Source organism: Streptomyces sp. enrichment culture (genome assembly GCF_964273255.1).
Lineage (GTDB): Bacteria > Actinomycetota > Actinomycetes > Streptomycetales > Streptomycetaceae > Streptomyces.
Genome location: NZ_OZ186835.1, coordinates 2978680 through 2999391 on the forward strand (window position 1 = coordinate 2978680; position 20712 = coordinate 2999391).

15 protein-coding genes are annotated in these 20712 nt (G+C 73.9%); 6 read left to right on the forward strand and 9 right to left on the reverse strand.

The genetic code is table 11. The features are described from left to right. Positions 1 to 26 precede the first annotated feature (26 nt). From ACSU53_RS12685 to ACSU53_RS12705, 5 genes are all read right to left on the reverse strand, one after another. The gene (locus ACSU53_RS12685; RefSeq protein ID WP_437027348.1) at positions 27 to 1232 is read right to left on the reverse strand and encodes a glycosyl hydrolase; all 1206 of its coding nucleotides are present in this window, start codon (positions 1230 to 1232) and stop codon (positions 27 to 29) included. After that, the gene (locus ACSU53_RS12690) at positions 1229 to 1669 is read right to left on the reverse strand and encodes a hypothetical protein (protein ID WP_437027350.1); all 441 of its coding nucleotides are present in this window, start codon (positions 1667 to 1669) and stop codon (positions 1229 to 1231) included. Before ACSU53_RS12690 ends, ACSU53_RS12685 begins: the two co-directional genes overlap by 4 nt. Then, complete coding sequence (locus ACSU53_RS12695; protein WP_437027352.1) at positions 1669 to 3477, reverse strand: glycosyltransferase; 1809 nt, start codon at positions 3475 to 3477, stop codon at positions 1669 to 1671. Before ACSU53_RS12695 ends, ACSU53_RS12690 begins: the two co-directional genes overlap by 1 nt. A gap of 353 nt (positions 3478 to 3830) precedes the next feature. Next, complete coding sequence (locus ACSU53_RS12700) at positions 3831 to 7037, reverse strand: lipopolysaccharide biosynthesis protein (RefSeq protein ID WP_437027354.1); 3207 nt, start codon at positions 7035 to 7037, stop codon at positions 3831 to 3833. Further along, complete coding sequence (locus tag ACSU53_RS12705) at positions 7030 to 8220, reverse strand: DegT/DnrJ/EryC1/StrS family aminotransferase (protein ID WP_437033161.1); 1191 nt, start codon at positions 8218 to 8220, stop codon at positions 7030 to 7032. Before ACSU53_RS12705 ends, ACSU53_RS12700 begins: the two co-directional genes overlap by 8 nt. Positions 8221 to 8578: 358 nt before the next feature. Between ACSU53_RS12705 and fahA the strand changes: the two genes are divergently transcribed. Both fahA and ACSU53_RS12715 read left to right on the forward strand, forming a co-directional pair. Next, on the forward strand, positions 8579 to 9796 hold the full coding sequence (gene fahA, locus ACSU53_RS12710) for a fumarylacetoacetase (protein WP_437027356.1): 1218 nt from the start codon (positions 8579 to 8581) through the stop codon (positions 9794 to 9796). A gap of 199 nt (positions 9797 to 9995) precedes the next feature. Further along, positions 9996 to 10934 carry a M56 family metallopeptidase gene (locus ACSU53_RS12715; RefSeq protein ID WP_437027357.1) on the forward strand — a complete coding sequence of 313 codons (939 nt, stop codon included), beginning with the start codon at positions 9996 to 9998 and terminating at the stop codon, positions 10932 to 10934. Between the two features lie 109 nt (positions 10935 to 11043). Here ACSU53_RS12715 and recQ read toward each other — a convergent pair whose 3' ends face one another. Then, complete coding sequence (recQ, locus tag ACSU53_RS12720) at positions 11044 to 13071, reverse strand: DNA helicase RecQ (RefSeq protein ID WP_437033163.1); 2028 nt, start codon at positions 13069 to 13071, stop codon at positions 11044 to 11046. 112 nt (positions 13072 to 13183) lie between these two features. After that, positions 13184 to 13645, reverse strand: a complete 462-nt coding sequence (locus tag ACSU53_RS12725; protein ID WP_437027359.1) for a GNAT family N-acetyltransferase — start codon at positions 13643 to 13645, stop codon at positions 13184 to 13186. A gap of 124 nt (positions 13646 to 13769) precedes the next feature. Here ACSU53_RS12725 and ACSU53_RS12730 point away from each other — a divergent pair, with 124 nt between their 5' ends. The 4 genes from ACSU53_RS12730 to ACSU53_RS12745 all read left to right on the forward strand — a co-directional run bounded on the left by ACSU53_RS12730 (position 13770) and on the right by ACSU53_RS12745 (position 17395). Further along, complete coding sequence (locus tag ACSU53_RS12730; protein WP_437027361.1) at positions 13770 to 14573, forward strand: SCO2525 family SAM-dependent methyltransferase; 804 nt, start codon at positions 13770 to 13772, stop codon at positions 14571 to 14573. Between the two features lie 27 nt (positions 14574 to 14600). Continuing rightward, positions 14601 to 15545, forward strand: coding sequence for an SCO2522 family protein (locus ACSU53_RS12735; RefSeq protein WP_437027363.1), 945 nt, complete (start codon positions 14601 to 14603; stop codon positions 15543 to 15545). A gap of 1 nt (position 15546) precedes the next feature. Continuing rightward, the gene (locus tag ACSU53_RS12740; RefSeq protein ID WP_437027365.1) at positions 15547 to 16488 is read left to right on the forward strand and encodes an SCO2521 family protein; all 942 of its coding nucleotides are present in this window, start codon (positions 15547 to 15549) and stop codon (positions 16486 to 16488) included. Positions 16489 to 16579: 91 nt separating this feature from the next. Next, positions 16580 to 17395: a hypothetical protein gene (locus tag ACSU53_RS12745; protein ID WP_437027367.1), complete on the forward strand. Its 816-nt coding sequence runs from the start codon at positions 16580 to 16582 to the stop codon at positions 17393 to 17395. Between the two features lie 99 nt (positions 17396 to 17494). Here the strand turns inward: ACSU53_RS12745 and nuoN are convergent, their stop codons facing one another. Continuing rightward, complete coding sequence (gene nuoN, locus ACSU53_RS12750; RefSeq protein WP_437027369.1) at positions 17495 to 19144, reverse strand: NADH-quinone oxidoreductase subunit NuoN; 1650 nt, start codon at positions 19142 to 19144, stop codon at positions 17495 to 17497. Beyond that, positions 19141 to 20712, reverse strand: coding sequence for an NADH-quinone oxidoreductase subunit M (locus ACSU53_RS12755; protein WP_437027371.1), 1572 nt, complete (start codon positions 20710 to 20712; stop codon positions 19141 to 19143). The genes nuoN and ACSU53_RS12755 overlap by 4 nt, the downstream gene beginning before the upstream one ends.

The window sequence follows — 20712 nt, forward strand, 5'->3', positions numbered from 1 at the left end:
GTCCGCCTCCCGGGCGGCCCGCCGGGTCACCTCACGGGCTGGTTCAGGTAGGGGTCGGCCGCCACCTCGCGCAGGCTGTCCCACGCCGCGTCGCCGGACACGGCGAGGTCGCAGTGCGGTCCGGGGTCCCGGTGGTTCCACTGAAGGGCCGCCTTGACGCCGTCCAGGCTCTTCAGCACCTCGGGGACCTCGGCGTACCACTCGGCCTGGCGCTCCGGGCGGGACGCGTCGGAGGCACTGCCGAACTCGGAGAGCATGAGCGGCTTCCCGGCGGAGATGTTCGCCCGCACCCAGGCGTGCGTGGCCCGCTGGGTCCGGGCGAAGCTGCGCCAGTCCGTCCGGTGGCAGCGGTAGTAGTTGTACTGGTTGTAGCCGATCCAGTCGACGTACGCGTCACCCGGGTACATCCGCTCGAACAGGTCGGCGTGGCCGAGGTAGCCCGTGATGATCCACGTCCACACGACGTTGTCGACACCGAGTTCCCGGAACCGGTCGTGGATGTGCCGGTGCGCCGCGACGTACTCCTCGGGGGTGCCGTTCTCGGGGGTACGGGTGTCCATCTCCAGGTCGAAGGAGAGGAAGACCTTCTTGCCGGTGCGCTCCCCGTAGTCCTTGATGCGCCGGGCCTGGACGTCGATGACGGTCTCGTCCAGCTCACCGGCGGCGATCTGCTTCCAGGTGGGCTGCTGCCGCTTCGTGCCGCCCCACCACTTGCTCTCCCAGGAGAGCAGCAGCATGCGGTCCTCGCCGACGGCCTGTTCCTCCGGGCTGAGCAACTGCCCCTCCCGGCGGGTGCCTTCGGGCAGCGACATGTCGTGGTACGTGTACACGATGTCGAGCCTGCGGCCCACGCGCTTCTCGTAGGCGGCGACCTTCTGCTCCAGGGTGTGCCGTTCGTGCGGCACGAAGGCGCCGAACCAGGCACCGCACGGCGGTTCGAGCAGTTCCGTCGGGCGGCACTCCTCCCGGGCGGCGGCGTCCGTCCCGCCCGCCGGGCCGGAGGCGTTGCGCAGGGCGAGCAGCGCGGCCAGGACGGCGCCGACGACCACCGCCGACGTGATCAGCAGCCGGCGGCGCGGCGACCTCGGCCGGGCCCTCGGCACGCGGTGACGGCCGGCGCCCGGGCCGGAGCGGGCCGCCCCGGACGCGTCGGCGCCGGGACCGGGCCCGGCGGTGTCCCGGGCACCGCGCAGGGCGGCGGTGACGCGGGCGGCAAGACGGGCGAACCTCACAGAGCGGAACCCTTCCGTGTCCGGGGCGTCGGCGGCGAGCCGCCCGGTCGCGGGCAGAACGCGGCCAGCGTCGTCAGCACCGTCAGCGCGAGCAGCACCCGCTGGGCGCTGAAGGTGTGGGTGGCGATCAGTACGGTGGCGGTGATCATGGCCGCGCCGAGGCTGCCGAGGACCACCAGCATCAGCCGCTCCAGCAGGTCGGAGTGGCGGGCGAAGCGCGGGTCGCGCCGGTCGACGGGCCCCTGGGCGGGCCGCGCGCGCAGCGCCGGGCCGCAGACCGCGACCAGGGCCGCGCCCGGACCCGCCGCCAGGAACGCGACCACGGCCGCCCCGCGCAGCGGTGACCCTCCGGGCAGCGCGAGCGAGGCCAGTGCCAGCCAGCCGCCGAACGGCGGCAGCATCCGGACGACGAGTTCCTGCGGGGTCATCACCGTCATCACCGGGTTCCTCCTTCGCCGCGCAGTGCGTAGACCGTCCCGGCGCTGTTCCGCGCCACGAGCCGGAAGCGGGGGGACGCCGCCACCGCCCGTTCGATGCCGGTCAACTGCTCCCGGGTGAGCTGCCCGTTCATCTCGGAGTTGGCCGACTGCCCCTGGGTGAACAGGAGATAGGCGGTGGCCGGGCTCTCCACGCCGGCCATGTCCGAGGCCAGGGTGGCGGCCGGGTCGGCCACGATCCGGTCGATGTGGGACCGCTCGTCGTCCAGGTACCAGTAGTGGCCGATGTCCCCGTACGAGGCGTAGGCGAGCGGGTAGTTGCGGTTGGCGGCGACGACCAGCGAGCCCTCGGCGGCCTCGTCGAGGACCTGCTGCACGAGCGCCACCTCCTGCGGCGGGAAGTAGTTGATGCGGTCCTTGCCCGAGTAGCTCGGGACGAAGGCCAGCGTCACCGCCAGGAGCACCACGGGCGGCCCCCACCCGGCGAGGCCGCGCCGTACGGCGGACCTCTCGCGGGCGCCGGCCGCCTCCGCCGGGGCCGACGCCTCGGCGGCCAGCGTGCGCACCGTCGGCAGCAGGGCCGCCGCGGCGAAGAACGCGGCGCCGGGCAGCATGAACATCAGCACCCGGAAGATCATCTCGCTGCCGTAGCTGCTCGCCACCAGCATCGGCAGGGGTGCCGCCGTGATCAGCAGCAGGGGCATCGCCCGGTGCCGCAGCACCCGTTGCCGCACCGTCCCGGCCGCCGCCAGCAGCAGGACCGAGCCGGACAGCAGCCGGGCGGCCCACGAGGTGGCGATCGCCCCGGTGCCGGTCGGCGTGGTGCCGTAACCGGTCGCCACGTTGCCGCCGACGTCGCCGACCGAGCGGATCATGTCCGGCAGCGCGGCGGACAGGAAGGGCAGCGCGGCGGTCAGGCACCACGCCAGGAAGAGCACGACCGCGGTGGCGACGGGCACCCAGTCGCGGTACCGGCGCAGCAGGCACAGCGCGAGCAGGGACACCACCAGCATGCCCGGGGTGAGCTGGTGGGAGATGACGATCGCCGTCACCAGCACGACGAGCACCGCCGTCCACACGGCCTGCCCCTGCCGCCGGGGACCGCCGGTGCGCCCGAACCGGCGCAGCACCACGGCCAGCACCCCCAGGTGCAGCGCGAACGCCACCGACTGCGGGGAGAAGTAGTCCTGGCCCACCCAGTTGGCGACGAAGAACAGCCAGACCCCGGTCCAGATCAGCCGCCGGTCCTCGGTGAACGTGCGGTAGATCAGCAGCAGCGGGAGCAGCAGCATCAGGCTCGACGCCAGCGGCCACCACGCCATGTACATCGCCGCCGAGTCCACGCCCAGCAGCCGCACCAGCGCGGCCTGGGCGGCGAAGAAGCCGGGCCACTGGTCGTAGACCGCCATGTCGCCGACCTCGGCGGCACTCTGCAGCCCGCCCGCGGTCAGCAGGTGGTCGACCACGCCGTCGTGCTTCCACGCCCACGCGTACAGCGGCGTCGGGTAGAGCACGGCCTGGGTGGCCCGTTCCATCACCAGCAGGCCCAGCACGTACGCCGCGGGCCAGCCGCCGCGGCCCCGGGGACGGCGCACCGTGCACCAGAAGCCCGCCGTCAGCACCGCGAGCCCGGCCCAGAACGCCGGGTGCAACGCCGTCACCAGGCCGAAGTCGTCGAGCGCCGACACGTCGGTGTGCCGCACCGCGTAGCCCCACAGGGCGAGCGCCGCGGCCAGCGGCACGACGGGCCAGGCCGCGAGGGCACGGCGCCCGGACCACACGGGCGGCAGGTCGGACAGGTCCGTCACGGGTTCGGCGCGTTCATGGGCGGGGCTCGACGCCTCCGGGCCGGACGTTTCCGGGCTGGGCGTTTCCGGGCTCGACGACTCCGGGGAAGGGCCGGACCGGTTCACGGTCCACCCGCTCCCCGGACGCCGTGCGGACGGGGCCGGACCTGCCGCGGTGCCGGTCCCGGACGGCGGGTGTGGCGCGGCCGGGTCCTCGGACGGCCCGTCCGGTGCGGGCCGCCCTCCCGGGGCACCGGCGGCGGGGGCCGGCACCGAGGTGTCCTCCGGTGCGGGTTCGGGCCCGGATCTCTCGCGTGGAGTGGCTGGCGGACGCACGGTGGTTCCCCCCTGACGGTTCGGCTCTGACGTCTTGTTCAGTGCTCGGACGGGCCGGACGGGCCGGGCGGGTCCGGCGGCCGTCTTGTGCTGGGCCCGGCTCCGGTGGTGCCGTCCCGGTCGGGCGGGGGCAGCGGACGGAGCAGGCGGAGCGCGCGGGCCGGCAGCGTCGAGGCCGCCACGGCACGGACCACGGGCACGAGCAGGACCAGGACGACCAGCAGGACCGGGGCGGCCGGCGCCAGCTCCCCCTGCCACACCCAGCCGGCCACGGCGACGAGATACAGGACCCCCCAGCGCCTCGCCCACGACAGCCGCCCGCCCGTACACGCCAGCAGCAGCCACAGCGGGACGAGGCACAGCAGCGCGCAGACGGCCGGCACCCACCGCAGCAGCGGTCCGGCGCCGTCGAGCCCCACCGCCTCCGCGACGGCTTCGGCCGCCCCGGAGTGCGGCACCCCCTCCGCCGCCCGCGGCAGCCGCCCGAGGGAGACGGGCGCGGCGTGCAGTGCGACCAGCGCGGAGCACAGCGCGGCCCCGGCCAGCCGGGGCGCGGGACGCAGGCACAGGGTCACCGAGGCCACGAAGACCAGCACCAGCGCTCCCCCGGCGGCCAGCGCGGGCAGCGGCAGTTCGTGCAGCAGTTCCCGCCCGGTGAGGTCGTCGCGCGACGGGCCGCCGAGCCGGCCCGACGGGCGCGCGGAGAACCAGAAGACGAGCGTGGCGAGGCCCAGGACTCCCCACAGGGCGCGCCGGAGGAGCCGGTCGGGATCAGCGGGGGCGGCATCCGGGCCGGAAGCGGGGCCGGGGTCCGTGCCGGGGTTCGTGCCGGGGCCGGGGGCGGCCGGAGGGGCCGGCGGCGGAAGGGGCGCGGCGGACGGTGCGTCGTCCCAGGGCGGGCTGCTGACCTCGGCCGGGGCCTCGCGCTCCCAGGCGGAGAGTGCGGGGGGCCGGGCGGACCGGACGGGCGGGGCCGACGGAGCGGGCGGAGCCGACGGCACCGACGACGTCACACGGGCGACGGGTGCCGCCTCCGCGGCCCAGGCGGGGCGGGACGGTGTCGCGCCCGCCACTGGCTGGGGGTGCTCGGACTCCGGCTCCGGGCCGGGCTCTCGGGCCCGGACGGGTTCCTCGTCCCGGACGGGTTCCTCGTCCCGGACGGGCCCGTCATCCTTTACCGGCCCCTCGTCCCGGGCCGGTTCATCGCCTGCCTCCCGGACCGTTTCGCCCGCGGCCTCGTTCCCACCCGCGGCCGGTTCCCGGCCTCCGGTCGGCTGCCGGCTCGCGGTCTCCTCCCGGTCCCGGACCGCATCCTCGGTCTCCTCCCGGTCCCGGAGCTCGTCCCCGGTCTCCTCCCGGTCCCGTATCTCGCTCTCCGCACCGGCCACCTCCCCGGCACCGTCCACGTCCCCGGCACCATCCGCGTCCCCGCCGCCGTCCGCCTCCCAGCCGTCGTCCGACGGTGCCCTCTGCCCGTGCCGCTCCCCGCTGTCCCGGACCGACGCCTCCCCCTCCTCCGGGCCGGCCCCGTCCGGTGTGCCCGGGCGGGGCGCACCGGAGGCCACCACGTCCCCGGGCGGCGCAACCCCGGGCGGTGCGTCCGAGAGCCCCCGTTCCCCCGCCACCGCAGCCGGGGTCCCCGGCCCTGCGGTGTCACCCCCCGGCCGCGGCGGCGGCTGCTGCGGGCGCACGACGAACGCCAGCGTGTCCGCCGGGAGCGCCTCGCGCTCGTACCCGGGGGTGCCGATGAACAGGGACACCGTGTCCTCGCCGCCGTCGTCCCCACCGGCCCGGCCGGCCTCGGCCGCGCCCCCGCCCTCGTAGGCGGCCCGGCGGGCCCAGCCCGTGCCGTAGCCGGCGGTGGCGTTCAACCGGGCCCAGCGGGTGCCGTAAGCGGGAGCGGTGGACTGCGGGTCCGGCGGGCCGTCCGGTTTGCGGCGCAGCGCCGAGCGCAGGCCGGCCACCGAGACGGCCGCGATCAGCGACATGCTGATCAGCACCGCCCAGCCCGCCCCCGAGATCCCCGCCGGGGTGAACAGCACGGCCGCGCTGCCCAGTACCAGGACGCACATGGCCCCCTGGAGCCCGGCGAGCACACCGGTGCGGCCCTGGACACGCAGGACCCCGATGTACAGCTCCACGACGACCCGGGGCAGTGCCCCGAGGGCGAGCAACCGCAGGACGGTCGAGCCGTGTTCGGCGTAGTCGGGGCTGAACGGGGTGAGGATGTGCTCCGCGAAGACCACCAGGAACAGCACCACCGGCACCAGCAGCAGCCCCATCCGCCGCAGCGCCCCGCGCACCCCGTCCGCGAGCTGCCGCGGGTCGTGCGAGGCGTGCGCGGTGAGCGAGGAGGCCATGTTGATGGCCATGAACTCCATGGTGCCGCCGACGGTGTAGGCGACGTAGAAGTAGCCGTTCTCGGCGGCGCTGAAGCGGACGGCGACCATCACCGGCAGCAGGTTGATCATCGCCAGGCTGAACAGCGCGCCGAGCGAGTCGCCCGCCAGGAAGCGGCCCATGGACCGCAGCCGGGGCGGTTGCACGTCACGGTCGGCGGCGGCCTGGCGGGGGATGAGGCGGCGGAAGATCAGCCAGCCCAGGGGCAGCGTGGAGAAGGCGATCGCCACGGCCCAGGAGACGAAGATGCCGAGCACGGGCATCGTCCCGGCGAACACGGCCAGCAGGGCCAGCTTGCCGACGGAGAACACGGCGTTGCCGGCCGGAACCCACTCGGCCTTGCGCAGCCCGGTCAGCACCCCGTCCTGGAGCGTGAGCAGGGCCCAGGCCACGCACGCGGCGACGAACAGGGCCCCGGCCAGCGGGGTGCCGAGGGGTTCGTAGGAGGCGCCCCACTGATCGAGGGTGAGCAGGAAGACGCCCGCGGCGAGGGCGACGACCAGTGAACTCGCCCCGTACACGCCCCACACGAGCCGCGCGGTCTCCCGTCCGGCCCGGGGGACGAAGCGCACCACCGCACCGATCATCGTGGTGGCCGTGACGCTGGCGAGCAGCCGCATCGCGGCGATCGCGGCGGACCCCTGGCCGACGGCGTCCTCGGAGTAGTACCGCGCCGCCACCAGCCAGAAGCCGAGACCGAGGACGGCCGACACCCCGGTGCTGAGCATGAGGAAGTAGGCGTTCTTGAACAGCGAGTCGGAGCCGCCCGCCCTCCCCGGTGCGGGTGTCGGCCGGCTGCCGCCGCGGCGCACCGCGGCGGGCTCGTGCACCCGGGTCTCAGCCACCGGCGTCCCGCTCCCCCGGCCCCGGCCCGTGCCGGCGGGTGAGGGCCCGCGGCGGTTCGGCGGGCGGGACGCCGGACCGCTGGAGCGCGTCCAGGGCCTCCCGGGCCCGCAGCGGGTCCACGGGCAGCGCGTGCCGGGCGAACCAGCGGGCCGCCTCGGGCGCCGGTGACGGGTCGGTGAACCCGGGGCCCGCGTAGTCGTCCAGCGGCGGGTCGTAGAGGTAGCCGACGACGATGCCGCGGCGGGCCAGCGCCGCGGTCGCCGCGTCCCGGTCCGCCACCAGCAGCGGCACCCGGAACAGCGGCTGCACCGTGCCGTCCGCGGGCGGGCGGGCCCAGCGGGACGCGAGCAGCCGTTCGGTGCCCGCCCGGTGGGCGGCGAGGATCCCGTCGAGCCGGGCGAGCCGCCGTCCGATGCGGCCCAGCCGTACCGGGCCCGGCTCCAGCCGGTAGTCGTGCAGGTCGACGCGGACCCAGGAGTCGTGGGCGCCGAGGTCCGGGGCCGCGTGCGCGGCGCGGCTCAGCTCCTCGGGGCGCAGGGGCATCCGGATGCCCTCGCGTTCCGTCAGGCCCAGCAGGCGCAGCGTGGCCCAGGCGGCCCGGCGCAGCCCGAGCCGCCGGACCACTGCCTCCGCGTACGGGCGGACCGCGTAGGCGAGTTCGGACCGGACGCGGCGCGGGAGGAGCAGGTCGTCGCGGGCCGCGCGGAACGCGTCGGCGAGGCCCGGGTCGGCGACCGCGAGCATGCCGCCCGCCTTGGCGCCGACGTGCTTGGACAGGCTGAAGACCGACGCGTCGCCCCAGGCCCCGACCGGCCGGCCGCCGGTCTCGCTGCCGATGGCGTGGGCCGCGTCCTCGATCAGCGGGATGCCCAGGGACGCGCAGCGGGCGCGCAGTCCGGGCGCCGGGTCGGGGTTGCCGTACAGGTTCGTGGTGAGCACGGCGGAGAGCGAGCCCCACACGTCGTCGGGCACGGCGTCGACGTCGAGGGACGCGTCGAACGGGTTCAGCGGCGCCTGCACCGGACGCAGTCCGGCGGCCAGCACCACGAAGAAGATGACGTCGTCGTTGACCGGCGACATCAGGACCCGGCCGCCGGGCGGGCACCAGTGGCGCAGCGCCACGTACAGCCCGAGCCGGCACGACGGCATGTACACGCTTTCCCGGCCGAGCCGGGCACGCAGGGTCTGCTCCAGCTCTCGCGGCTGGACACCTGGACGCGCCGAACCCGGACCGGCCTCCCCTATGGCCATCCGCCCCCCTGAGGTGCCGTCGGAGGACCCCCTCCCCGAGGTCTTCCGGCACCCGCCCAGAGTCACCCCGTTCGCACCGCTCCGTCAAGATTGCGTCGCGTCCTGTGGATGACGCCCGGTACGCGAGTGGCGACGCGGGCGGTCCCGGACGGATCCGCGCGCCGCCCGCCGGGCCGCCCGTCGCCCCGCCGCCGGGACGGCCCTGCCCAAAACGCGGGTGTCCCCCGTAACGTGTGGCACGGCCACGGACACGTGGAGCACTGCGCACACGAAAGCGAGGCAGCACCCGATGCCCCCCTTCGATGTCCCCGAGGGCGATCCCTTCGGCCCGCACAACCTGCCGTACGGCGTGTTCTCGCCCCCCGGTTCCTCGGAGCGGACCGTCGGCGTCCGGCTCGGCGACCACGTCCTCGACGCCGGTGCCGCGGCCCGCGCGCTCGGCTCCCCGTACGCCTCCCTGCTGGCCCGGCCGACGCTCAACGCCCTGCTTGCGGCGGGCCGTACGGCCTGGTCGGACGTCCGGCGGGCGATCACCGCGTGGGTGACCGTCCCCGCGCACCGGGAGACCGTCGAGCCGCTGTTCCACCCCCTGTCCGCGGTGACCCTGCACCTGCCCTTCGAGGTCGCGGACTACGTGGACTTCTACGCCTCGGAGAACCACGCGCGGAACGTGGGCCGGATGTTCCGCCCCGACGCCCCGGACTCGCTCACGCCCAACTGGAAGCACCTGCCGATCGGTTACCACGGCCGGTCCGGCACGGTCGTGGTGTCCGGCACCGACGTGGTGCGTCCCGCGGGCCAGCGCAAGACGCCCGCCGACGACGCCCCGGTCTTCGGCCCGTCCGTCCGGCTGGACATCGAGGCCGAGGTCGGTTTCGTCGTCGGGGTGCCGTCCGAGCAGGGGCGCCCGGTGCCGCTCGGCGCCTTCCGGGACCACGTGTTCGGCCTGTGCCTCCTCAACGACTGGTCCGCGCGCGACGTCCAGGCCTGGGAGTACGTCCCCCTGGGCCCGTTCCTCGGCAAGTCGTTCGCGACGTCCGTGTCCGCGTGGATCACCCCGCTGGACGCCCTGGACGAGGCCCGGACGGCTCCCCCGGAGCGCACCCACGCCCTGCTGCCCTACCTGGACGACCGGGACGAGGAACCCGGCGGCTACGACCTGCGGATCACCGTCGCGCTCAACGGCCACGTCATCTCCGAGCCGCCCTTCTCCACCATGTACTGGACGGCCGCCCAGCAGCTCGCCCACATGACGGTGAACGGCGCGTCGCTGCGCACCGGCGACCTGTACGGCTCCGGCACGGTGAGCGGCACCGCCGAGCGGGAACGCGGATCGCTGCTGGAGCTGACCTGGAACGGCCGCGACCCGCTGGAACTGCCCGACGGCAAGCGGACGTTCCTGGAAGACGGCGACGTGGTGACCCTGACCGCGTGGGCGCCCGGCCCCGGCGGGGTGCGGGTCGGCCTGGGGGAGGTCAGCGGCCGGGTGGTCCCCACCCCGTCCTGACCCGGAGAACCGCCTCCCGGGGGCCGGCCGGCGCGGACACCGGCCGACCCCTGCCTCGCACCGCCCCGCGCCGTCATACTGGACGCCGGGCGGTGCGGACGGTCCCGGCGGTACGCGCGGGAACCGGCGCACCCGCCCCGCGTGCCCTCCCGCCGTGTCCCGAGCCGCCCTCTTTCCGACAGGATCCGGAGTCCGTGGCATGACCGCCTGCCTGCTCCTGCTGAGCTTCGTCGCCGTGACGGCCGCCGTCCCCGTCCCCCGGGCGCTGACCCGGGCGACGTGGCCGGAACGGGAACCGGTGGTGGGCCTGTGGGTGTGGCAGTGCCTGGTCGCCACCGTCCTGCTGTGCTGCGTCACCGCCCTCGCCCTCGGCGCCGCCGCCGTGTTCGGCACCGTCCGCGCGCAGCTCTTCGCGCCGGCCCCGCCCGCCGTGACCGCGGCCTACGACCTGTCCTCGGCACCGGCCTGGGCGGTCGTCCTCACCGTGCTCCTGGCCTGCGGGGCCGCCTGGACGACCGCGATGCTCGCGCGGGAGCTGTTCGAGGCCCGCAGACGCCGCTCGCGGGCCCGCGCGCACCTGCGGGAACGGGCCCCCGACCTGCCCGCCGGGCTGCCCGGCGGCCGGGGTCCGCTGCTGGTGCTGGAGGACGAGTACCCGGACGCCTGGTGGATGCCGGGCAGCCCGGCCCGGCTGATCGTCACCACCGGTGCCCTGCACCGCCTCACCGACCACCAGCTCGACGCTGTCCTCACCCACGAGCGGGGGCACGCGCGGGCCCGCCACGACTGGCTGCTGCACCTGTCCACGGCGCTCGCCACCGGCTTCCCGCGCGTCCCGCTGTTCGCGCACTTCTGCGACCAGACGCACCGGCTGGTCGAACTGGCCGCCGACGACACCGCCTCCCGGCGCTGCGGCCACCTGACCACGGCCCTGGCACTGATCGAGCTGAACCAGCACCGGGGTGTCCTGTCCTGCGCGTCGAGCCACCGCCTGCTCGGCGAGCGCGTCGACCGCCTGCTGGAGCCGCCGCCCCGCCTCGGCCGCCGTGACCGTGCCCTGACGACCACGGCGGCGGCACTGGTCCCCCTGGTGCCCCTGCTGATCACCTTCGCGCCGGGCCTCACCGCGCTGCCCTAGCCGAGGGCGGGGACACCCGCACCGGGCCGCCGGGTCGGCACCGGGCCGCCCTCGCCGCGCCCGTGGCACGCGCAGGACGCCGGTCCTGGTCCGGTCCGGTCCCAGGAGGTCAGTCCCAGGGGTCGGGTTCGGGCTCCTCCTCGGGCCAGAGATCGTCAGGGTCCTCGGCGACGGCCTCGCGGGAGGCCGTGCCGCGTCCGGCCGGAGCGTCGGCCGTCGAGGCGTCCGGCGCGGCGCCCGATGAGCCCGATGAGCCCGATGAGGCGGACAGGCCCGCCAGCACCTCCAGCACCCCCTCGCCGTAGGTCGCCAGCTTCTTCTCGCCGACCCCGCTGATCCCTCCCAGCTCGGCGACCGACGAGGGCCGGGCCGCGGCGATCTCCCGGAGGGTGGCGTCGTGGAAGATGACGTACGCCGGGACGCCCTGCTCGCGGGCCTGCTCCGCGCGCCAGGCGCGCAGCGCCTCGAAGACCGGGACCAGCTCCTCGGGGAGCTCCGCGGCGGCCGCCGCGCGCCCGCCCCGCCCGGAGCCGGAGCCTCTGGTCCGCGCCGCGGGCGCCCTCTTCGGCTCCTTGCGCAGCGGGACCTCCCGCTCGCGCCGCAGCACCGCTCCGCTGGCCTCCGTCAGCACCAGCGTGCCGTAGTCGCCCTCGACGGCGAGCAGGCCCTGCGCCAGGAGCTGGCGGACCACGCCCCGCCATTCGCCCTCGTCGAGCTCCTCCCCGATGCCGAACACAGACAGCTGGTCGTGGTCGAACTGGATGACCTTGGCCGTGCGCCGCCCGAGCAGGATGTCCACGATCTGCACCGCGCCGAACTTCTGCCCGCGCTCCCGCTGCAGCCGCACCACGGTGGACAGCACCTTCTGCGCCGCCACCGTGCCGTCCCAGGTCTCGGGTGGGGTGAGGCAGGTGTCGCAGTTCCCGCAGGCCTCCTGGCCGGGCTCCTGGCCGAAGTAGGCGAGGAGTTGGCCGCGCCGGCAGCGGGCCGTCTCGCACAGGGCGAGCATCGCGTCCAGGTGCTGGGCGGCGCGGCGCCGGAACGCCTCGTCGCCCTCGCCGGTCTGGATCAGCTTGCGCTGCTGGATGACGTCGTTCAGCCCGTAGGCCATCCAGGCCGTCGACGGCAGGCCGTCCCGCCCCGCGCGCCCGGTCTCCTGGTAGTAGCCCTCGACCGACTTCGGCAGGTCGAGGTGGGCCACGAACCGGACGTCGGGCTTGTCGATGCCCATGCCGAAGGCGATGGTCGCCACCACCACCAGGCCGTCCTCCCGCAGGAAGCGGGCCTGGTGCGCGGCACGCGTCCCCGCGTCGAGCCCCGCGTGGTAGGGCACCGCCTCCACCCCGTTGCGGGAGAGGAACTCCGCGGTCTTCTCGACTGAGTTGCGGGACAGGCAGTAGACGATGCCCGCGTCCCCGGCGTGCTCCTCGCGCAGGAACTGCAGCAGCTGCTTCTTCGGGTCGGCCTTGGGGACGATGCGGTACTGGATGTTGGGCCGGTCGAAGCTGGCCACGAAGTGCCGGGCGTCCGGCATCCCCAGCCGCTCGGTGATCTCCCGGTGGGTGGCGTGGGTGGCGGTCGCGGTGAGCGCGATGCGGGGCACGTCCGGCCACCGCTCGCCGAGCAGCGACAGCATGAGGTAGTCCGGGCGGAAGTCGTGCCCCCACTGGGAGACACAGTGCGCCTCGTCGATCGCGAAGACGGAGATCTTGCCGCGCGAGAGCAGGTCCAGCGTGCCGTCCAGCCGCAGCCGCTCCGGCGCCAGGTACAGCAGGTCCAGCTCCCCGGCGAGGAACTCGGCCTCCACCACCCGGCGCTCGTCGAAGTCCTGCGTCGAGTTCATGAACCCGGCGCGCACCCCGAGCGCCCGCAGGGCGTCCACCTGGTCCTGCATCAGCGCGATCAGCGGGGAGACCACCACCCCCGTACCCGGTCTGACCAGGGCCGGGATCTGGTAGCACAGCGACTTGCCGCCGCCGGTGGGCATGAGCACCACGGCGTCGCCGCCGGCGACCACGTGCTCGATCACGGCTTCCTGCTCGCCCCGGAAGGCGTCGTACCCGAACACCCGGTGCAGCGTGGCCCGCGCCTCGCTCTCCGTCACTGCCATCTCGGCGATACCGCCCATCCCGCCCATCGACCCGTCCCCCGTGCGTCGTCCCTCGACCACTGCGTCCCACGATAGGGGCCCGCGCCGACAGACCCGGAGTTTTCCACAGGCACCGGGCCCGGCAGCGCCCGCCGCCACCTCAGGCCGGAAGGCCGAGCGCCAGGACGAGGCGGTCCGCGCCCGGCCCGTAGTAGTCCGCACGCCGCTCCACCTCGGTGAATCCCAGGCCGCGGTAGAGCGCCAGGGCCGAGTCGTTGGCCGGTTCGACGGTCAGCCGGATCTCCTCGGCGCCGTCCTCCCGCAGCCCGTCCACACAGGCGCGCAGCAGCTCGCGCCCCCACCCGCGCCCGCGCGCCGCACGCGCCACGCCCAGCGCCAGCACCCAGCCGGTGCGCCCGTTCGATGCGCGGGCGGCGACGGCGTACCCGACGATGCCGTCCCGCTCCTCCCCGTCGTCATCCAGGACGACTATCCGGGCGCCGCACAGGTCGTACAGCTGGCGCAGGACGAAGAACGGGTAGGCCCACTGCGGGAACAGCTCCTCGTCCAGGCGGGCCAGATCGGTCAGCTCGCTCTCCCGCATCGGTCTCACGTGCACCATGGCTCTCTCCCGAATCCCTCGTTCACCGCCGTACAAGTTGTGTGCCCCCGCGTGCGCCCCCGTGCTTCCGAGGATGTCCGGCGGACCTCCGGACACGACCGCCCCGGTCCCCTACGCTCGACGGGTGGATCGACACGCGACGCACGGAGCAGCGGAACCACGCCCCGCCCCCCTCGTCGAGGCCGAGGCCCCCCGCTGGGACGCCTTCGATCCCGATGCTTACGTCCGCCAGAACTATCTCGAACTGCACCCCGCCGACGCCGCGATCCTGCGGGCGGGCAGTGATCACCTGTGCCGGCATTTCCGCCGCCACGGCCTGCCCGCGCCGCTCACCGGCATCGACGTGGGCAGCGGGGCCAACCTCTATCCGACGCTGATGCTGCTCCCCTGGTGCAAGGAGATCACCCTCCTGGACTTCGCGGAGACCAACGTGACCTGGCTGCGTGACACCGTGCACCGGGAGACGTCCTACGGCGCGAACTGGGACGCCTTCTGGGACGTGCTCCGCCGTCGCAGCCCCTACGCCCGGATCGCGGACCCTCGCGGCCAACTGCGGGGCAGCACCCGCATCGAACAGGGCGACGTCTTCGAACTGCCCACGGACCGCTGGGACGTCGGGACCATGTTCTTCACCGCCGAGTCCATCACGCCCTCGGTCGCCGTGTTCCGGGAGGCAGTGCGGTGCTTCGTCCGCTCGCTGCTCCCGGGCGCCCCCTTCGCCGCGGCCTTCATGGCCGAGTCCCGGTCCTGCTACTACGTGGGCAGGGAGCGCTACCCGTCCTGCGACGTCGACGAACACACGGTGGGTTCCGCCTTCGGACCGTACGCCGAGGGGCTGCGCGTGAGGCGCTTCCGCCAGGGCCATGCGTTGCGGGACGGCTACGAGGGAATGATCCTGGCCTGCGGCCGACGCCAGGCCACCCGGTAGGACCCACGGACGAGTTCAGGGGGAAGTGTGACCGAGGCCGTCTTCCGCGAGGTCACCGCCGAACCGCGCACGCAGGCCGTTCCGCTGTCCCACCTCTCGCTCGAGATCGGCCACCTGTACGCCGAGGACTTCGACTACGGGGCGGCCCGACTGCGGGCGCACTTCGCGCACGCCCGCCCCTGGGTGGACGCCGTCGCAGCCTCCGCCGCGCTCGACACGGGCGGCAAACGGCTGCGGATGAGCACATGTTTCCTGGTCGACGACTACTTCTCCCGCTTCTCCTCGCCCGCCGACGTCGTCCCGGCGCTGCTGTCTGAGGCCGAACGGGCCGGCCTGGGCATCGACTACCTGGTCCGGGAGTCCGGCTGCGCACGCGCCAACGGCTTCCCGCTCGCCCGGTCCGTGGCGCAGCGCCTGGTGGAGTCCCCGCCCCGGGGGAGCACCGGCGTGCGCCCTCCGGCCACCGAGACCGGCTGGATCGCCAACGGCAGCCGCAGCCCCGGGGCGGCCGACGCCCCCGTCTGGCAGCCGCCCCGCGAGACGGCGGCCCGCAGGCACTCGGTGTTCCTCGACATCGAACTCTGGGACGGAGAGGGCGCGGAGCAGACCTTCTCCTGCGCGTTCCTGGCGGCCGTCTGGCAGTTGCTGCGCCTGGGCCTGCTGCGCCACGACGGCCGGCCAGTGCTGCGTCCGCGGCTCTGGGACGGCGGCGGCTTCCCCGAGAACTGGGACGACCTGCCGCCGCTGCTCCAGCTCAACCCGGCCGCCGCGCCCTTCGCGGCCTACCGCACCTGCTCCCTGCTGCCGTCGCGCTACCTCCCCGTCGAACACGCCGTCCTGGTGCTGCTCGACCAGATCGAGGTGGATCCGGGCGCGCTGCAGCAGGTCGCCGAGCGATCGGCCGGCGAACGCGTCCGCCTACCCGACGCGATCACCGACCGGACCTCGTACGTCTTCTATCCGGGGCCTTGACATGGACGGCCCCACGGAAGCGGCCCAGTTGGTGCTCCTCGGCGGGGAGGTGCGCACCTGCCTGCTGCCCACGGCCGCGGCCCTGCCCCGACGGGCCGTCGTGGACCTGCTGCGGCTGCGGCTCGACGAACCCGTCCGCGTCTCGCGGCGCCCGAACCTGTACGTCGCCTCCCCGGCCCGGCTCACCGGCGTCGACTGCGCGCTGCCCACCGACGACGGCAGCAGGGTCCGCGGCATCGGAACGGTGCTCTCGTGCGCGTCGGTCACCGAGGGGCACGTCATGCAGGTGAACGCCTACACCGGGGTGACCGCCGCCGGGCCCGACGCGCGGCGGCCGTGGGGGCACTACCTCACCCGGCCGGGAGTGATCGAACCACTGGGCAAACTGCCCGAACGGGCCACGGCGCGGGGGTTCCTCACCGGCAGCCGCGACACCGAACTGGACCCGGGGCTGCTCGCCGAGGCCCTGCTCGCCGAGGTCCTTCGGCAGCTGCTGCCGGACCGGGCCCCACCCCTGCGCGCGCCGCGCACCCGGCTGCGCTGGGTGGCCCTGCGGGCCGTGGAGGCGGACCGGCCGCGCCTGGAGCGCTTCACCCTTGAGGAGAACGGGCTGCGGACGGTCGAACTGCGGCTGCCGGACGGCTCCGTGCCGGGCGACGTGGCTGCCTTCTGCGCCGACCTCGCCCTGCACGACTGGCTGCTGACCGCGCTCATCCGGCTCCTGGAGGACCATCCTCCCGGGCCCCGTCCGGACTCCTCCGGGGCCGTGCTGCGCGCGGCCGTGGACCACCTGCTGCACCTGTGGATGCCGGGCGCGCGGGTGGCCGCACCGCTCTCCGGTCTGTGGGAGGTCCTGGAGCGGACCCCCGGGTTCACCCGGCAGTGGCAGTCCCTCGCCCAGCGCGTGGGAGACCGGGCGCCGCGCACCCGGCCGTCGCCCTGACGGCCGCGGGGCGTGCACTCCGCAGTTCACCGACCGCTACCGAATCCGGGGGGAAGCCATGCGGCCCACGCGCCGAATATCCGATGTCCTGGTGAGAGTGTTCGTGACCGCCCTCGTGGGCGGTGTCACCTACGGCATCACCAATCTGACGGACCAGCCGGAGATCTGGAAGATCACGCTGTCGGTGTTCCTCGCCGGGGCGGCCCTGATCGTGCAGCAGCTCGCCGACTTCGAACGGCGCCTGGACCGCGGTCTGACCGAGTTCAACGAGACGGCCCGGCTGTTCTCCCAACTGAACGTCTCGCCCGTCGGCGCGGACGAGGTCCAGCAACTGGCGCGCAACGTCGCGGCGCTGGGAGCGGACCGTGACGCCTTCCTCTACGCCTTCGCCCGCGAGGAGATCCGGCGCACCGCCCAGCTGCTGGAGGACCTCAAGGGACATCACGCGGCCTACCCCGGGGAGGACCGTGACTGGCTGCTGAACCTGACCCGTTGCGCGAGCACGTCCGTCGACGCGGTGAGTACCTCCGTGGACCGCGGGTTCTGGGAGACCGACCTGGGGAGGCGTTACGAGGACGCCCAGGAGGATGCGGTGCGGCGGGGCGTTCGCGTGCGCCGTCTGATCATCCTGAACTCACCCGACGACCTGGACGCCGACGTGAACGAGGTCCGGGACCGGCAGCGCAGTCTCCGCGTCGACGTGCGGGTGTTGGTCCTGTCGACCCTGGAGGCCCGGGACCGGCGGGACGTGGTGCGCAATTTCGTGGTCTTCGACAAGGCCATCAGCTACGAGATGACCACCGAGGACAACGACCCGTCGCGGATCTACGAGACCAGCCTGATCGTGGGCGAACGGGCCACGCAGCGAGCTGCCCGCTTCGAGGCATGGTGGGCCAAGGGCGAGTGACGCGTCGCGTCGCCGGAGCCCGCACGCCGAAGGGGCCCGGCCACCCTCGCGGAGACCCGGGCCCCTTCGGCGTACTCGCGGCGAAGACGCCACTGCGCGTCAGCGCACGAACACCCCCGCCGTGCCGGCCAGGTCCAGGAAGTACTGCGGCGCCACGCCGAGCACCACCGTGACCGCCACGCCGACCGCGATCGCCGTCATCGTCAGCGGCGACGGCACGGCGACGGTCGGGCCCTCCGGGCGGGGTTCGCTGAAGAACATCAGGACGATCACCCGGATGTAGAAGAACGCGGCGATGGCCGACGCGATCACACCGACCACGACCAGCGGCACCGCGCCGCCCTCCGCCGCCGCCTTGAAGACGGCGAACTTGCCGGTGAAGCCCGCGGTGAGCGGGATACCGGCGAAGGCCAGCAGGAACACCGCGAACACCGCCGCCACCAACGGCGAACGGCGGCCCAGACCGGCCCACTTGGACAGGTGCGTGGCCTCGCCGCCCGCGTCGCGGACGAGGGTGACCACGGCGAAGGCGCCCATCGTGACGAAGGAGTACGCCGCCAGGTAGAAGAGCACCGACGACACGCCGTCCGGGGTGGCGGCGATGACACCCGCGAGGATGAAACCCGCGTGGGAGATCGCCGAGTACGCCAGCAGCCGCTTGATGTCGGTCTGCGTGATGGCGACGATCGCACCGATCAGCATGGTGGCGATCGCGACGCCCCACATCACCGGCCGCCAGTCCCAGCGCAGTCCGGGCAGGACCACGTAGAGGATGCGCAGCAGGGCGCCGAAGGCGGCCGTCTTCGTGGCGGCGGCCATGAAGCCGGTGACCGGCGTCGGGGCGCCCTGGTACACGTCCGGGGTCCACATGTGGAACGGGACGGCGCCCACCTTGAACAGCAGGCCCATCACCACGAGGGCGCTGCCGACGAGCAGCAGCGCGTCGTTGCCCATGGTGCCCGCGAGCGCCGGGCTGACGTCCTGCACGGTGCCCTCGACGACCTGCGCGATCGTGGCGTACGACATGGAGCCGGCGTAGCCGTACAGCAGGGCGATGCCGAACAGCATGAACGCCGAGGCGAACGCGCCGAGCAGGAAGTACTTGACCGCCGCCTCCTGCGAGATGAGCCGCTTGCGGCGGGCCAGCGCGCAGAGCAGGTACAGCGGGAGGGAGAGCACTTCCAGGGCCACGAACAGCGTCAGCAGGTCGTTGGCGGCGGGGAAGACCAGCATGCCCGCGACCGCGAACAGCAGGAGCGGGAACACCTCGGTGGTGGTGAAGCCCGCCTTGACCGCCTTCTTCTCCTGGTCGCTGCCGGGTACGGCGGCGGCCTGGGCGGCGAAGGAGTCGACCCGGTTGCCGTGCGCCTCCGGGTCGAGGCGGCGTTCGGCGAAGGTGAACAGGCCGACCAGGGCGGTCAGCAGGATGACGCCCTGGAGGAACAGGGCGGGGCCGTCGACGGCGATGGCGCCCATCGCCGCGATGCCCGCCTTCGTGGTGCCGTAGCCGTCGACCGCCAGCGCCACCACGGCGGCGAAGGCGGCGGTCAGGGCGACCGCGGCGACGAACATCTGCGCGTAGTACCGCGACTTCCGCGGCACCAGGCCCTCGACGAGGACGCCGACGACGGCCGCGCCGACGACGATCAGCGTGGGCGCCAGCTGGGCGTACTCGATCTTCGGCGCGTCGATCTTCGCGATCGGCTCGGCCGCCGTCGTCCACAGGCTGTGGATGGCTGTTGCGCTCACTTGGCCGCCTCCACCTCGGGCTGGGGGTCCTTCTGGTCCACGTCGGACATGGTGTGCTGCACCGCCGGGTTCACGATGTCCGTGACGGGCTTGGGATAGACGCCCAGGAAGAGCAGCAGCACGATCAGCGGGGTGACCACCGCGATCTCACGCAGCCGCAGATCGGGCAGCTTGGCGACCTCCGGCTTCACCGGGCCCGTCATCGTCCGCTGGTAGAGGACGAGGGTGTACAGGGCGGCGAGCACGATGCCGAGGGTCGCGACGATGGCGATCGCCGGGTGGCGGGTGAACGTGCCGACCAGGACCAGGAACTCGCTGACGAACGGCGCCAGACCCGGCAGCGACAGCGTCGCCAGACCGCCGATCAGGAAGGTGCCGGCCAGCACCGGGGCCACCTTCTGCACCCCGCCGTAGTCGGCGATGAGCCGGGAGCCGCGCCGCGAGATCAGGAACCCGGCGACCAGCAGCAGCAGCGCCGTCGAGATGCCGTGGTTGACCATGTACAGCGTGGCGCCGGACTGGCCCTGGCTGGTCAGCGCGAAGATGCCCATCACGATGAAGCCGAAGTGGGAGATCGACGCGTAGGCGATCAGCCGCTTGATGTCGCGCTGGCCCACCGCGAGCAGCGCCCCGTAGATGATGCTGATCACCGCCAGCACCAGGACCACCGGGGTCGCCCACTGGCTCGCCTCCGGGAACAGCCCGAGGCAGAAGCGCAGCATGGCGAAGGTGCCCACCTTGTCCACGACCGCCGTGATGAGCACGGCGACCGGGGCGGTGGACTCCCCCATGGCGTTGGGCAGCCAGGTGTGCAGGGGCCACAGCGGCGCCTTCACCGCGAACGCGAAGAAGAAGCCGAGGAACAGCCAGCGTTCGGTGCTCTGCGCCATCTCCAGCGAGCCGTTGGCCCGGGCCTCGGCGATCTCGGGGAGGGAGAAGTTCCCGGCGACCATGTACAGCCCGATCACCGCGGCCAGCATGATCAGTCCGCCGGCCAGGTTGTAGAGGAGGAACTTCACCGCCGCGTAGGACCGCTGGGTGGCGCCGGCCTTCTCGCCGTGCTCGTGCGCCCGGTCCCCGAAGCCGCCGATCAGGAAGTACAGCGGGATCAGCATGGCTTCGAACAGGATGTAGAAGAGGAAGACGTCGGTGGCCATGAAGGCGAGGATCACCATCGCCTCGATGGCGAGGATCAGGGCGAAGAAGCCCTGCGTCGGCCGCCACCGCTTGCTGCCCGTCTCCAGGGGGTCGGCGTCGTGCCAGGACGCCAGCACGATGAACGGGATCAGCAGGGCGGTCAGCGCGATGAGCGCGACCGAGATGCCGTCCACCGCCAGGTCGTAGCGGACCCCGAAGTCGGCGATCCAGGCGTGCGACTCCGTGAGCTGGTAGCGGTCGCCGCCCGGTTCGAAGCGCACCAGGATGACGACCGCCAGGGCGAGCGTGGCGAGCGAGACCAGCAGGGCCAGCCACTTGGCTGCCGTGCGCTTGGAGGCCGGTACGGCGGCCGTGGCGATCGCCCCGATGGCCGGGAGCGCCGCCGTCGCTGTCAGCAGAGGAAAGGACAT